11 protein-coding genes and 3 tRNA genes are annotated in these 13,607 nt (G+C 60.0%); 4 read left to right on the top strand and 10 right to left on the bottom strand.

Annotated features, from left to right (window positions below; all coding sequences use genetic code 11):
- Positions 1-110 precede the first annotated feature (110 nt).
- From TL5118_RS00490 to TL5118_RS00465, 6 genes are all read right to left on the bottom strand, one after another.
- Positions 111-185 (bottom strand) — tRNA-Glu (locus TL5118_RS00490).
- 169 nt (positions 186-354) lie between these two features.
- Positions 355-429: transfer RNA gene (locus tag TL5118_RS00485), tRNA-Glu, on the bottom strand.
- A gap of 180 nt (positions 430-609) precedes the next feature.
- Positions 610-684, bottom strand: a tRNA-Glu gene (locus TL5118_RS00480).
- 83 nt (positions 685-767) lie between these two features.
- Positions 768-2,534: a single-stranded-DNA-specific exonuclease RecJ gene (gene recJ / locus TL5118_RS00475; RefSeq protein ID WP_058241706.1), complete on the bottom strand. Its 1,767-nt coding sequence runs from the start codon at positions 2,532-2,534 to the stop codon at positions 768-770.
- Positions 2,535-2,606: 72 nt separating this feature from the next.
- Positions 2,607-3,893 carry a homoserine dehydrogenase gene (locus TL5118_RS00470; protein WP_058241705.1) on the bottom strand — a complete coding sequence of 429 codons (1,287 nt, stop codon included), beginning with the start codon at positions 3,891-3,893 and terminating at the stop codon, positions 2,607-2,609.
- A 122-nt stretch (positions 3,894-4,015) separates the two neighbouring features.
- Positions 4,016-4,267 carry a hypothetical protein gene (locus TL5118_RS00465; protein WP_131727389.1) on the bottom strand — a complete coding sequence of 84 codons (252 nt, stop codon included), beginning with the start codon at positions 4,265-4,267 and terminating at the stop codon, positions 4,016-4,018.
- 170 nt (positions 4,268-4,437) lie between these two features.
- On the opposite strand from TL5118_RS00465, the gene TL5118_RS00460 reads away from it, so the two are divergent.
- On the top strand, positions 4,438-5,025 hold the full coding sequence (locus TL5118_RS00460; RefSeq protein ID WP_058241763.1) for a TetR/AcrR family transcriptional regulator: 588 nt from the start codon (positions 4,438-4,440) through the stop codon (positions 5,023-5,025).
- Between the two features lie 49 nt (positions 5,026-5,074).
- On the opposite strand, the gene TL5118_RS00455 is transcribed toward TL5118_RS00460, so the two are convergent.
- Positions 5,075-6,685 carry a methyl-accepting chemotaxis protein gene (locus TL5118_RS00455; protein ID WP_058241703.1) on the bottom strand — a complete coding sequence of 537 codons (1,611 nt, stop codon included), beginning with the start codon at positions 6,683-6,685 and terminating at the stop codon, positions 5,075-5,077.
- A 546-nt stretch (positions 6,686-7,231) separates the two neighbouring features.
- Here TL5118_RS00455 and TL5118_RS00450 point away from each other — a divergent pair.
- Positions 7,232-7,732 (top strand): hypothetical protein, encoded by a 501-nt coding sequence (locus TL5118_RS00450; RefSeq protein WP_058241702.1) that lies wholly within the window; start codon positions 7,232-7,234, stop codon positions 7,730-7,732.
- 93 nt (positions 7,733-7,825) lie between these two features.
- Here TL5118_RS00450 and TL5118_RS00445 read toward each other — a convergent pair whose 3' ends face one another.
- The 3 genes from TL5118_RS00445 to TL5118_RS00435 are packed head-to-tail and all read right to left on the bottom strand — an operon-like array spanning position 7,826 to position 10,618.
- Complete coding sequence (locus TL5118_RS00445; RefSeq protein WP_058241701.1) at positions 7,826-8,392, bottom strand: TadE/TadG family type IV pilus assembly protein; 567 nt, start codon at positions 8,390-8,392, stop codon at positions 7,826-7,828.
- The gene (locus TL5118_RS00440) at positions 8,392-8,940 is read right to left on the bottom strand and encodes a TadE/TadG family type IV pilus assembly protein (protein WP_058241700.1); all 549 of its coding nucleotides are present in this window, start codon (positions 8,938-8,940) and stop codon (positions 8,392-8,394) included. The genes TL5118_RS00445 and TL5118_RS00440 overlap by 1 nt, the downstream gene beginning before the upstream one ends.
- 10 nt (positions 8,941-8,950) lie before the next feature.
- Positions 8,951-10,618: a TadE/TadG family type IV pilus assembly protein gene (locus TL5118_RS00435; protein WP_082626110.1), complete on the bottom strand. Its 1,668-nt coding sequence runs from the start codon at positions 10,616-10,618 to the stop codon at positions 8,951-8,953.
- Between the two features lie 457 nt (positions 10,619-11,075).
- Between TL5118_RS00435 and TL5118_RS00430 the strand changes: the two genes are divergently transcribed.
- Complete coding sequence (locus TL5118_RS00430) at positions 11,076-11,417, top strand: hypothetical protein (protein WP_058241698.1); 342 nt, start codon at positions 11,076-11,078, stop codon at positions 11,415-11,417.
- A gap of 69 nt (positions 11,418-11,486) precedes the next feature.
- Positions 11,487-13,493, top strand: coding sequence for a DNA primase (gene dnaG / locus TL5118_RS00425; RefSeq protein WP_058241697.1), 2,007 nt, complete (start codon positions 11,487-11,489; stop codon positions 13,491-13,493).
- Positions 13,494-13,607: the final 114 nt, after the last annotated feature.

Below are 13,607 nucleotides of genomic sequence, written 5' to 3'. Positions count from 1 at the left end.
GCGAAAGCTTCGGCTTTTTTCTTGTGAGAAAAGTTTGTCCAAAGCACCTGAAACCAAGCGTGGCTCGGGCCAAAATTCGATGGGTAAACTTAAGCTGTGACTGAGAAAAGTGGCATCCCGTAGGGGAATCGAACCCCTCTTTCCAGGTTGAAAACCTGGCGTCCTAACCGATAGACGAACGGGACAAGCCGTGTGGTGAACTGGCTTTTAGGCAAAGCACCAGTTGGCTGCAAGCAGAAAACGTCATCGATTTGCGATTTGATCAAAGCAAATATTCGGCGCGTATTTCGCAAGTTTTTAGACGGATCCGAATGCGAAAAAGCCGCCCACGAAGGGGCGGCTTTTCGGACCAAATGGCATCCCGTAGGGGAATCGAACCCCTCTTTCCAGGTTGAAAACCTGGCGTCCTAACCGATAGACGAACGGGACATGCTGTTTGGTGAGGTGGCTTTTAGGCAAACAGAACAGGGCGCGCAAGCGGAAAAAACGCAGAATTACAAATTTTCATTCGCAAAATGTATAAGGTATTTTGTCGGGATTTTTCCATTCCTAGAATGCAAACTAGAATGCAAAAAAGCCGCCCCAGAGGAGCGGCTTTTTGATCCAAAATGGCATCCCGTAGGGGAATCGAACCCCTCTTTCCAGGTTGAAAACCTGGCGTCCTAACCGATAGACGAACGGGACAAGCCGTTTGGTGAGGCGGATTTTAGGCAAACTGCGCGTGGGGCGCAAGCGGAAAATGACCCCGTTGTGACGATTTTTATCGCTTAGCCCAAAGCCTCTGCCGGGCTTGCATCTTCCAGCCGCAGCTGGACCTGTTGACGCCCGCCCCAGCTGTTTATTTCCAGCCGCCCGGCCAGATGGAACCGGGCGCCGCCGTGGTTTGACAGACGTTCCCCAAGGGGGGTGTCGAAGGCGCCAAAGCAGATGGCATCGATCCGTGCACCCAGCCCGTCAGTGAAGGAGATTTTCAGGTGGCTTTCGCCCACCCGTTTGGCGAAGCGAATCTCCACATCGGGGAACACATAGCGGGGCGCGGCGGCGGAGGCGCCGAAGGGGCCTGCCTTTTCGATTTGCTCGATCAGCTCGATGGTGGCTGCGCCGGGCATCAATACACCGTCCAGTTTCAGATCGGCAGGGCCGGCGTCCCCCGCGCCCTGTTTCGCCAAGAGCTCGGACAGCCGCGCCATTGCCGGTTCCAGCTTGTCACGTTCCACCGTCAGGCCGGCAGCCATCTTGTGGCCGCCCCCTTTGACCAGCAGGCCCTCACTGGCCAGCCGCTGGATTGAGGCGCCAAGATCAACGCCGCTGACCGAACGGCCGGAGCCTTTGCCGATCTCACCGTCAAAGCCGATGACAATGGCGGGGCGGTTGGTGGCCTCTTTCAGGCGGCTGGCGACGATGCCCACAACGCCCGGGTGCCAGCCTTCGCCAGCGGCCCAGACCAGCGGCAGATCCAGCCCACGGTCCTCAGCCTGTTCCAATGCGGCGGCGCGCACGGCGTTTTCAATGTCACGGCGTTCCGTGTTCAGCTCATCCAGCCGTTCGGCCATGGCGCGCGCCTCAGCCGGGTTGTCGGTGGAGAGCAGCCGCGCGCCCAGATCCGCTTTGCCGATGCGGCCACCGGCATTCACCCGCGGCCCCAGCATGAAGCCCAAAGCGTAGGAGTTTGGCGCCTGTTCCATCCGGCTGACATCAGACAGCGCCACAATGCCGGGGCGATCGCGGCGCGCCATGACCTTCAGCCCCTGACGCACCAGCGCCCGGTTCACCCCGATCAGCGGCGCCACATCCGCCACGGTTCCAAGTGCCACCAAATCCAGCATCGCCATCAGATCCGGGCCTTTGGCGCCCTCGGCCCGCATTTGGCGGTTGGCCTCAACCAGCATCAGGAAGACAACGCCCGCCGCACACAGATGCGCCAGCTCTCCATCTTCATCCTGACGGTTCGGGTTCACCACCGCGACAGCATCGGGCAGGGTCTCACCGCCCAGGTGGTGATCCAGCACCACCACGTCCGCCGCTTTGGCCGCCGCAATCGGTTCATGGCTGAGGGTGCCGCAATCGACGCAGACGATCAGGTCATGATCTGCCGCCAGCGCCGCCATGGCAGCCTCATTGGGGCCGTAGCCTTCATCAATGCGGTCTGGAACATAGAGCGTGGCCTGACGCCCCATCTGGCGCAGCCAGTCGATCAGCAAGGCGGCGGAGGTGCCGCCATCCACGTCGTAATCGGCAAAGATTGCAATGCGTTGGCGCTGTTTTACGGCCAAAAGGAACCGCGCGGCGGCGGCTTCCATATCTTTCAGCTTCTGCGGGTCCGGCAGCAGGTCGCGCAGCTGCGGTTCCAAAAAGGCCTGTGCCTCATGCGCAGGCACGCCGCGTCGCGCCAAGGTCTGGCAAACCGCCATCGGCAGGCCGGTCTGCTGGCGCATGAATTCGGCCTGACGCTCCACCTCGATCCCGGGACCAATCCAGCGCCGCCCGTTGAGCGATGCCTCTACACCTAGAAATGCACGGGTCTCAGCAGTCACAGCGGCCTTTCAATGATCCAAAAATACTCAAGCTGCGACGCCCCCACGACGGGCGCGCCGCATGGGCTCAGATCACACCGCTTCAATCCGCAGCGCAACCGGTGCTTCGGTGACAACATCGGTCTGTTCGATGCCGGCAAGGGCTGCATCCAGATTGGCGCGGGTGGTTTTATGGGTGACGATCAGCACCGGCGCGCTGTCATCTTCATGACCGTATTGGCGCATCCGGTCGATCGATACACCAGCCTCACCCAGCACAGCCGCGACCTTGGCCATGGCACCCGGTTTGTCCTTCAGTCCCAGACGCAGGTAGTAGGGCGCGGGCAGGGCGGATTGGGCGCGGGGGGCGCGTTTCAGGCTGTCGGCTTTCTGGCCAAAGACCGGGTAACGGATGCCGCGGGCGATGTCGCAGACATCCCCCATCACCGCACTGGCGGTGGGGCCTTCGCCGGCACCGGCGCCGCGCAGCACAACCTGACCCACGTCAGAGCCTTCGACAACAACCATATTGGTGCCGCCTTCCAGCTGACCCAGCGGGCTTTGCGCCGGGACCAGACAGGGTGACATGCGCTGTTCCAGACCGCGGCCACTCATCTGGGCGACGCCCAGCAGTTTGATGCGGTAGCCCATATCGGCCGCCTGACGGATATCTTCGATGGTGACGCGCTGGATGCCTTCCAGTTCAACCCCGTCGAAATCCACCTGGGTGCCAAAAGCCAATGAGGACAGGATGGCCAGCTTGTGACCAGCGTCGATGCCGCCCACGTCAAGGTTTGGATCCGCTTCCAGATAGCCCAGTTTGTCGGCCTCTTCGAACAGGGCGTTGTAGCCCTGGCCGGTGGCTTCCATCCGGGTCAGAATGTAGTTGCAGGTGCCGTTCATCACGCCCATCACGCGGGTGATCTCATTGGCGGCCAGACCTTCGGTCAGCGATTTGATGATCGGGATGCCACCGGCGACGGCGGCTTCATAGCGAATAACCGATCCTGAGGCCTCGGCCAGTTCGGCCAGCGCCTGACCGTGATGGGCCAGGAGCGCCTTGTTGGCGGTGACCACATCTTTGCCGGCTTTCAGCGCCGCCTCGATCGAGGCTTTGGCAGGGCCATCTTCGCCGCCCATCAGCTCAACATAAACGTCGACATCATCGCGGGTGGCCAGTTTGACCGGATCATCTTCCCAGCCGTAGTGGTCCAGGTTCACACCGCGATCCTTACCGCGTGAGCGGGCCGAAACGGCCGAGATCGTCACCTCGCGACCAGTTCGCATAGTCAGTAGGGCAGCCTGTTGACGGACAATTTTCACAACGCCGACACCTACGGTGCCGAGCCCTGCAATACCAAGGCGCAAGGGTTGGCTCATCTGGCCCTCCTGAACTGACAGATCTTCGTCTTGGCGATGTATCGGGCTTTGCGTCGCTGTGCAACGCGGCAAATGCCGATCAGCCCCTATGGGGCAGGGGGGATCAGCGGGGATGTTGCAATTTAGCCGCCATTTTGGGCAGCCAGCGCCCGGGCCCGGGCGCGCAGGGCCTTGGCCCGATTGGTCAGTGCTGCGGCGCTGTCTTCATCTGTGCGGGCTTCGCTATGTTCGGCCAGTGCGGTCTCAATCGGGACCAGCGCGGGGTAGGGGGCCAGCCGCGCCGCTGCGGTTGAATGGTCCTGCAGTTCAATCGGGCTACAGGCCACAGCTGTCAGCGACAGGGCAAGGGCGCAAAGAGGCAGGCGAAAAAACATGGCAGACCAAATGTGACTTAAGGGCAGCAGCAACAGACGCCCCCGTCTTGCCTGTCAGATAGGCCCTTGGCAAGGGTCTTGCCCGGTTCGTGCCGTTAAAACCGCCTGATCGGCAGAGGGTTGCCGTTTCGCTCTTTGATTTGAACATCTGTTCAGTTACCGTGGAGCCCATGGCAAGAACTGCAGGCTCCCATTCTGATATCACCGGCCCCCGCGTCCTGGATGCGGCCCTGCGGCTGTTTGCGCAACATGGGTTTGCGGCGGTCTCCATGCGCCAGATTGCCCGCGATGTTGGGGTGCAGGCCGGCGCGCTTTATAACTACACGCCCGACAAACAGGCGCTGTTGTTCAACCTGATGCGCCGCCACATGGAAGACCTGCTGGACCAGCGGGCCAATCGCGACACCTCGGCCAGTCCCTTGGAACGGTTGGAGGATTTCGCCCGCTTCCACATCCGCTATCACCTGAAGCGCCCCGATGAGGTGTTCATCGCCTATATGGAGCTGCGCAACCTGACGCCTGAAAACTTTGAAGCGATCGAGGAACTGCGCCGCCGCTATGAGGCTGAGTTGGAAGAGATCCTGCGCGATGGCGTGGCCGAAGGTGTGTTCGCCCCGGCTGATATCCGCATCGCCACCATGGCGGTGATTGCGATGCTGACCGGGGTCACCACCTGGTACCGCCCCGCCGGCCGCCTGTCGGTGGATGAGGTCGAAGGGCTTTATTGGGAAATGGTGCGCAAGTCGGTGTCTGTCTAACCGGAAGGGCGCCCAAATGGGGCGTCCTCTTTTGTTAATCTGAGTGTGGTTAAGCAGCCTTGGGGAGATCAGGTGCTGTTTGCTCCTTGGCCACTGGCTGCTCTAACTGGATCGCCTCCGGCGCAGGTGTAACTTCCTCCGTAGGGTCTTCACAGCGCTCTGCCTCATCCTTGCTCAGCTGGAAGGCTCCAATCCCATCGGTCAGCGATTGTGCCTGCGCCGCCAGCTGTTCAGAGGTGGCAGACATGTCTTTGGACGCGGTGTTGTTGGTTTGAATGTTGTGATCCAGCCGCGCGATGGCATCGGTGATCTGTTGCATCCCGGTTGACAGCTCAGTGTTGGATGCCGCCATATTGCCAACCAGTTGCGCGGTTGCTTCAATCTCGGGCACCAGATCCGCCAGTTTCAGTCGGGCCTCTTCGGCAGTGCTGACCGTGCCTTGCGTCAATGCGCCGATGTCCTCGGCCGCCTCCTGCGCCCGTTCGGCCAGTTTACGCACCTCAGCCGCCACAACCGAAAAACCGCGCCCATGTTCGCCGGCACGCGCGGCCTCCACCGCAGCGTTCAAGGCCAAGAGGTCGGTCTGACGGGCGATTTCCTGAATGATTTGGATCTTGTCGACAATGGTGGCCAGCGAGGACATTGCCGCCGCCACCGTTTCACCGCCAGCCCGGGCGTTTTCCGCGGCGTGTTGGGCGGTTTCCTTGGTTTCCTCGGCACTTAGCGCAGTATGGCTGACGTTTGCACTCATCTCCGTCACCGAGGTTGCCACCTCTTCTGCCGCCGTGGCCTGTTCCTTCGCCGCCGTCTGAATCGCGGCGGAGGTCGCGGCCATGCGATCCGCACCGCTGGCCACATGGGCCGCGCCGGTGCGCACATTACCGACAATGCCGCGCAGGTCGACCACCATGGTGTTCAGATTGTCCAGCAACGCGCCAATTTCGTTCCTCATCCCATGATCGGCGGTTTCAGTCAGGTCGCCACTGGCCACGCGCTGGCTGAGGGCACCGGCCTGTCGCAGCCCGCGCGACAGGGTCGCCACAATATGCCATGCGGCCAGTAGGCTGATCACCAGCGCGGCGGTCATCATCACGATGATCTCATTCCGGGTCTGCGCATAGGCCGTTTCAGACTGCGCTAGCTCCTCATACATCTTGCGGGTTTCCAGCTCGGTCACTTGAGTGATCAGCGCTGCCATCGGGATCTGATAGGTTTCCTTGCCTTCTGCCAGACGTTTGGACGCCTTGCCTTTGGAGCCGAACAGCAGATCCTGAAGGATCTTTTTGTTAACCTTTTCAATACCTTCCTTCAGCACCAGATATTCGTCCAGATAGGCGGCAGTATTGGCGGAGGAAGTGGCCTGCGCGGCGGCGATCAATTCTTCTTTGCGCTGTCCTAATTCCTTCAGCGTGGCGCGCAGCGCTGATCGCTCTTCTTTGGTGCCAACGAGGATGTAGGTGCTGATTTCGGACTGGATGGTTTCCTGGATCTTTGCGACCTCTTCGATCAGATGCAGGGTTTCGAAATTTATGCGGACGATCTCTTCGCCGCGGGTTTTAATCTGTTTCAGCTCATGCAGGCTGGTCACGCCGGTGGCGGTGAACAGACACACTAAGAGCGCAAATGCGGCAATCAATTGGGCTTTCAGGGAAAGGGTCATTTTGGGGCCTCTGACTCATGAACATGTGCGTCAGACCGGGTGGGTCCGCGCAGGGCACTTGGGGCAGCCCGCAACGACCTGTGTCGCCGGCTGCCCTTCTTACAACGGTTGAGGAGGCGGCCGATGTACCGCCATGAAGTATGAAATTTTTGCAACGGATTTGTAACGGTGGCGCGCGTTTCGCCTTTCGTTTTCAAATGCTTATCCAGATCACCGACAGTTGTCTGCAGGCCCCGGGGGATGCAGGAACCGGCTGGCGGCATAATGGATTTCTGGGCCTGATGATCGGCGTCGCGGCGCGCGGCCTCTTACGCTCGTGTGCCCCAGCCTGTCACGGTTTACTCTCTGGTCTTCTGTTCCGCCTTTGGGGCGGATCTTTGTCTGTTCGAACAACCCGTTAGGAGGGCAGGCGCGACTTGGCAAGCGGTGCGGGCGGGGCAGGACGCAGGTGGCAAGCAATGGCGCAATCCGCGAAGGGACTCGCATCTGCAGGCAGACAAGGCTATGAGCGCTGCCAGACCAAAGAGGACCGCAGGGAGACCGGGCATGGCGCAGCAAGATCAAAACGAAGTTCTGGCGACGGTGACCGTTTCCGCCACCCGCCGCTGGTTGGCGCTGAGCATGCTGGGGGGGCTGGGCGTCCTGCTGATCTATTTCGCCTTCGCCACGCCGCCTGCCAACTTTGCGCTGCAGGCCTTTGTGATTGTGCTGGGCGGTCTGTCGCTGGCGCTGATGATGAAAATGCATGCCGGGACCAGCGGGCAGATCGATCTGACCCGCGCCGGGCTGCGTGACAGTGACGGCACCCTCATCGCACCAATTGAGGCCATTCAAGCAGTCGAGCGGGGCGCCTTCGCTTTCAAACCCTCCAACGGCTTTCTGGTGCGGCTGGATCTGAACGCGACTGAGGAAGATCTGCCGCGCGTCTGGCGGCCGGGCCTGTGGTGGCGTCTGGGCCGCCGGATTGGCGTCGGCGGGGTCACCCCCGGCAATCAGACCAAGATCATGGCTGAACTTTTGCAGGCTCTCATCGTTGAACGCGGCTGATGCTGCCCGATAACTGCAAAGAAAACACAAAACGCCCCGCCAATTGGACGGGGCGTTTTTGTATCAAATCAGCCTAGGTCAGTCGGGGCGGGTTTAATTTTCCCAAACCAGCTGCGGGGCGAAACGCGGGCTGGTGAAAACCAGATTGTACAGCAGATCCTCTTTCAGCCCGACATTGAACGTGGGCTTATAGGTGCTCCAGGTTTCGACCAGAATGACGCGCTCATTGTCCGGCAGGTTCGGCAAACGGTCGCGCATTGCATTGATGTTTTCCTCGCTCAAAGGCGGGCGATCGGCGCGACCCTCCGACCAATCCAATTCGTACCGGTCATCATCTTCGTCCCAGCGGGCCACTGACACGCGCACGGCAGGGTCGGACCCGTCCTTGGCGAGAAAGGCGAAAAGCGACTGAAGTGAATTGACATAGGCATCATTCACCGCGGCCGTTTCCCGGCTGAGCATATCGCCAATCGTGTAGGCCGCTTTAAGGTTGATCGAGCTTTGGCGGAACGCATCGTAGTAGACAAAGCTGGCCAAAAACGCCCAGAGCAGGAAGGGCAGGATCAGCACCGCCTCGACGGCGACGGACCCGCTACCGTCTTTGGCAAACTGCCGGGCAAAGCGGCGCAGGCGGTGGGGCAGAACAGTCAGAACACTCATTAACGCGGCTCCTGTACGAAGGCGGATTTGGCGATCAGCGAATAATCCCCGGCACCGTCTTTGGCCAATGCATCCCCCAGACCGGTGGTCGGGAACAGCGGCTGCACCTTCACGCAGACGCGCACCAGCATCATTTCGTTTTCCTGGCCATGCACAAATTCACGCACAGGGTCCACCTCCTGGCTGCGGTCGGTGCAATCGGCGGTGTCCGGAGGGCTGACCCACGCCCGCGGGTCCAACTGGATCATCTCGATCCGCAGGTTATCCTCGCAATCGATGAGCAGCGGTGCGCGATCACAGATGCTGGCCTTCAACTCATCATGCTGTGGCGCAGACCCGGTCCCGAGGCGAATATCCCGAACGGTCAAATCCAAGGCGCGTTCCAGGATGGTTTCGCGGATCGTCAGGGTGCCAAGTTCAAACGTTGATCCCATAATGAGCATGAAGATCGGAAAGACGACGACGAACTCCAGCGTCGCGTTGCCGTCCTCACGTTTGGCAAATCGCCGAAGCGCGCCAAGCGGAGATGTGGAAAACAAACGTTTCATTGGGTTACCCTTACTGAACAAGGCGAAGTTTGCTGATTGATGCGGCGATTGCTGCAAAGGCGTCCGCAATCTCAAGCCCATCTACGTCGAAATGATGGCTGTCGGAACTGGCGCAGCGTTTCAGAACACGCTGACCGCTTTTGGGCGCTTCAAAGCCAACGGTGTAGACCACGATGCCCTGATCTTTGGCTGCATCGCAAATGTGGTTGGTATGTTGGTCTTTGGCCGTGCCGTTCATGTAGGTGCGGGCATTGTGATACCACACGGACCAGGCGTTCCCTTGGTAGGTGTAGATGTAGCTGGCCAGGTAAGCGAGTGACACGCGATTGAACAGTTCAGGATAGCTCAACCGAACGGCATCGCCGGGCTCTTCCTGTTCTGAGCAGCGGTAGTACCAGTTGTTATACTCCCACTTCCAACCACAAACCGACCGGGTGCCGTTGCCATAAGGGTGGCTTTCCCAGCGCTCCGATTCTGGCCACCAATAGAGGGTGTTGCCGCCCTGATCGTGCTGAACCGAATAGCGACCTTCTTGAGCATTGTACCATACGTCCGAGAGGCCATCGCGAAGGGAAGGGTTGATCATGTATTGGTTGGTGTTTTCACCATCCGTCATGAGCACAATCACCTTCAGCGTTTTGCCATCGGTGTAGGATGACGGGCGCCCTTCGAAGGAGGCGGCCAGTTCGCCCTCGGCGATCAGCTCAGTCACCACCGACTGGGTTGAGGGGTCCAACAGAACCGTGCCCCATTTCATGCCGATGTCGATCGAAGTGTTACCGCCCGCCGTCAGGCCATCGATGTAGTCGTGCAGGTCCAGTCGCGTGTTAGAGAACGGCATGACTTGCAGATGCGGGGAGGGGGGGCAGACGCGCATGAACCGGCTTTCGCCATGTTGACTGAGCTCGCGGGTGTACCATGGATCAAAGTGAGCCGTACGTTCCAGCGGGTCGACCCGGCTGAGATCGGTGCGCGAATACTCGTTTGGAATGAAGTTTACGCAGTGCGAGTAGTTATGTTCGTTCGACACGTTGTATTTGCTGAGGATTTGCTCCCCAATCGCAACCTGGGTCGAGTAGGGGACGACCGAAATCGAAACATTGTCTTGCTCCGCTGAGGCCAGAACGATGTCAACAAACGCTTTCGCTGCCGGCTTGAGGCGCGTCAGGCGTGAGTTTGAGCCCATTGAGCCTGACACATCGAGGACCAAAGAGATTTCAATCCCATCGATACGTTCTTCAGCACGACCGGAAGCGGGGGCCGAAAGCGTGTCAATGTCAAAGAGTTTCAGGAAGTAGGTGTCGAGGTCCGATTTGGCTTTGGCCGAAACAGAACGGTAGCCGATGCCTTCGTCCACGGTGACGCTTTGCAGGTAGGCACCAACGCCTGCCTTGTTGAAATAGTCCCGCACAACCTCTTCGGCGGGTTGGGTCTGGTCAAGGTCAGCTGCGGCCAGAACAGCGCGGTCCAGCGTGTTCTGCAGCGCCATCCGGTCACGCTCAAAGCGCATCAGGTCGATGCCAACACCGCCCACCATCAGCATGCAGATAAACATGAAGATCGAGAATATGACCACCGCGCCGCTTTCGTCGCGGCCAAAACGATGCAGACCCCGCCGCAGGGCGGTGGGTCCTTGCATCACATACGATGCCATATGCAGTCTTTTCGAACGTGTCATGTTCTTAACCTCTGTCAAATCAACGCCGAGTCCCTCACATCAAATAAACGCCGACGAGCAGAGCCGTCTTAGGGTCCACTTATGGCTAGGGGGCGTTCTTTAGTTGGGTTTCACGCTCAATCGGGGCGAAAAAAAGGCATGCCCGAGGAAATGCTGGGGTTTGGTTCCGGGCTGTGCGGCAATAACGTTTCATTAACCACAATTGTTTCGCGACCGTCCCCAATCGCAGCAGGCAATTAAAACTGATTTTGGCCTGTGCCGTAGGGATTCGCGGCCTTCTCCCCACCTTTTGAGAGGGGGGAGGCAGACAATTTGCGGCTTTAGCCGAAGCCGATGCGATGTTTTCAGGCGTTTCTGCGCGGCCCCGGCAGCGGCATTCGCGGGGCTTGCGTCAGGGGGCAGGGGCTGGCATCAAGAGAGCCTTACCTTTCAGATGATCCGAACAGAGAGCTGCCCGATGTTCCGTACCCTTCTGCCTGCCGCCTTTGCCGCCTGCCTTGTGGTGGCCACGCCAGCCATGAGCGAAACCGAAGAAGAGCGCGGGGTGCGCTGTGAGGCTCAGGCCGGGATCGTGGCCCAAGCGGTGGATCTGCGTCTTGACAAGAAGCGTGAGCGTCGCGCCCGCAAGCTGCTGCTGAAAAACGATGCGCTGAAAGCCGGCTTTTATGCCGAAGATGAGGCGCTGCTGAAGCAGCATGTCGACCTCTTGGTGAACTGGGTCTACCAACTGCCCGAAGCGCAGCTGGGCGAAGATGCCTCCACCGCGTTTCAGATCGCCTGCAATCAGTTCCAAAGCTGAGCCGCTACTCCGTTTGTTCTTCGCGCGCGGGCTTTGCCACCAGCGCGCTTCAGCGCTATAGTTTCCCTTATGAGCCTGCCTCCCGGATTTCTTGACGAATTGCGTAATCGCACCTCCATCTCACAGGTGGTGGGGCGCAAGGTCATGTGGGATATGCGCAAGTCCAATCAGGGCAAGGGCGACATGTGGGCGCCGTGCCCCTTCCATCAGGAAAAATCCGCTTCATTCCACGTCGATGACCGCAAGGGCTACTACTATTGCTTTGGCTGTCACGCCAAAGGCGATGCCATCAGCTTTGTGCGCGAAACCGAAAACGTTGAGTTCATGGAGGCGGTGGAGATCCTCGCGCGGGAGGCTGGCATGACCATGCCCCAGCGCGATCCGCAGGCGCAGAAAAAGGCCGATAAGCGCAGCCAGTTGGCTGAGGTCATGGAGATGGCGGTGCAGTTCTTCCGTCTGCAGCTCAGCCGCGGCGTCGCGGATGAGGCACGCGCCTACCTGCAGCGACGTGGCTTGGGGGCAGAAACGCAGGCCCGCTTTGAGATCGGCTTTGCCCCCGAAGGTTGGCAGCACCTGTGGGACCACCTGCGCGGCAAAGGCGTGGACGAAGAGCTGATCCTTGGCGCCGGTCTGGCCAAGCCCTCCAACAAGGGCAAGAAGCCCTATGACACCTTCCGCAACCGCATCATGTTCCCGATCCGCGATCCGCGCGGGCGCTGCATCGCCTTTGGCGGCCGGGCGATGGACCCAAATGACAACGCCAAATACCTCAACAGCCCGGAAACCGCGCTGTTTGATAAGGGGCGCAACCTCTATCACCACGGCCCCGCCCGTGAGGCCGCCGGCAAAGGCCAGCCGCTGATTGTTGCCGAAGGCTATATGGACGTGATCGCCCTGGCCGAAGGTGGCTTTGGCGCTTCGGTGGCGCCTCTGGGTACGGCGATCACGGAAAACCAGCTGCAGCTGTTGTGGCGCATCGCGCCGGAACCGATCATTGCCCTGGATGGTGATACGGCAGGCCTGCGCGCGGCCATGCGGGTCATTGATCTGGCGCTGCCCCTTTTGGAGGCAGGCAAATCGCTGCGGTTCGCCCTGATGCCCGAAGGCAAAGACCCAGACGATCTGATCCGTCAGGAAGGCCCGCAAAAACTGCAAGAGATCCTGGATGGCGCCATGCCGATGGTGGATCTGCTGTGGCAGCGTGAAACCGAAGGCAAGGTGTTTGACAGCCCCGAACGTAAGGCGGCGCTGGACAAATCCCTGCGCGAGAAGATCAAGCTGATCCGCGATCCCTCGATCCGGGAACACTACGGGCTGGCGATTAAGGATATGCGCTGGGACCTGTTTGGCCAGTCGCGCCGTGGCGGCGGTCAAGGCGGGCAGGGCGGTGGCTTCCGCGAAGCAGGCAGCGGGTTCCAGCGTGGGTTTCAGGGCGGCTACAACGGCTTCCGCAAAGGCGGCTTTGCCCCAACGCCGATGGCCAGCACCAAATCCTCAATGCTGGTGGCCGCTGGGGAGGGCGCAGATGATCACCTGCGTGAAGCGGTGATCCTGGCCAGCCTGATTCGCACACCTGAGTTGCTGCCGGAATTCGACAGTCAGGTTGAGCGCATGCATTGCGCCGATGCCGAACGCGCCCATATCCGCGATCTGCTGCTGGAGATGTGTGACCGGGGGGAACTGGGCGATGTTGAGGGGCGTATTTTTGAGGCGCTGGGCCCCTATGCCCTTGAAAGCCTCTTTGCGCTGCCCCATGTGGCGATAGCGCCCGCGGTGCGCCGTGCCGGTGATCTGGAAACCGTGCGCATGTCGGTGGCCGAGGAACTGGCGAAACTGCAGGCCACACGGGGCCTGGACGCTGAGATCGAAGAGGCCGCAGAGGAGCTGGGCGCAAGCGACGATGACACGCTGACCCGCCGTCTGCATCAGGCCACCGAAACCCGAAACCGCGCCCTGCGCAGTGAACAAGAAGACCGCGCCCATTATGACGTCGGAGAGAACGGTGCCCGAATCAATCGGGATGAACGTGACGCTTTTGATGCCATTTTGGGGAAGATCAATTTCTCCAGACGCTGATATCGGGCGTTTTGGTGAAGAAAACAGAAGGAATTCCGGGTAAACGGGTTTCCGAATCATGGAATCGCGTTATTGATTCGCTCTGAACGAATCATGCCACGCCCGGATCCGTCC

This window comes from Thalassovita autumnalis, assembly GCF_001458255.1.
GTDB lineage: Bacteria > Pseudomonadota > Alphaproteobacteria > Rhodobacterales > Rhodobacteraceae > Thalassobius > Thalassobius autumnalis.
This window is presented reverse-complemented; position numbering and strand designations above follow the sequence as displayed.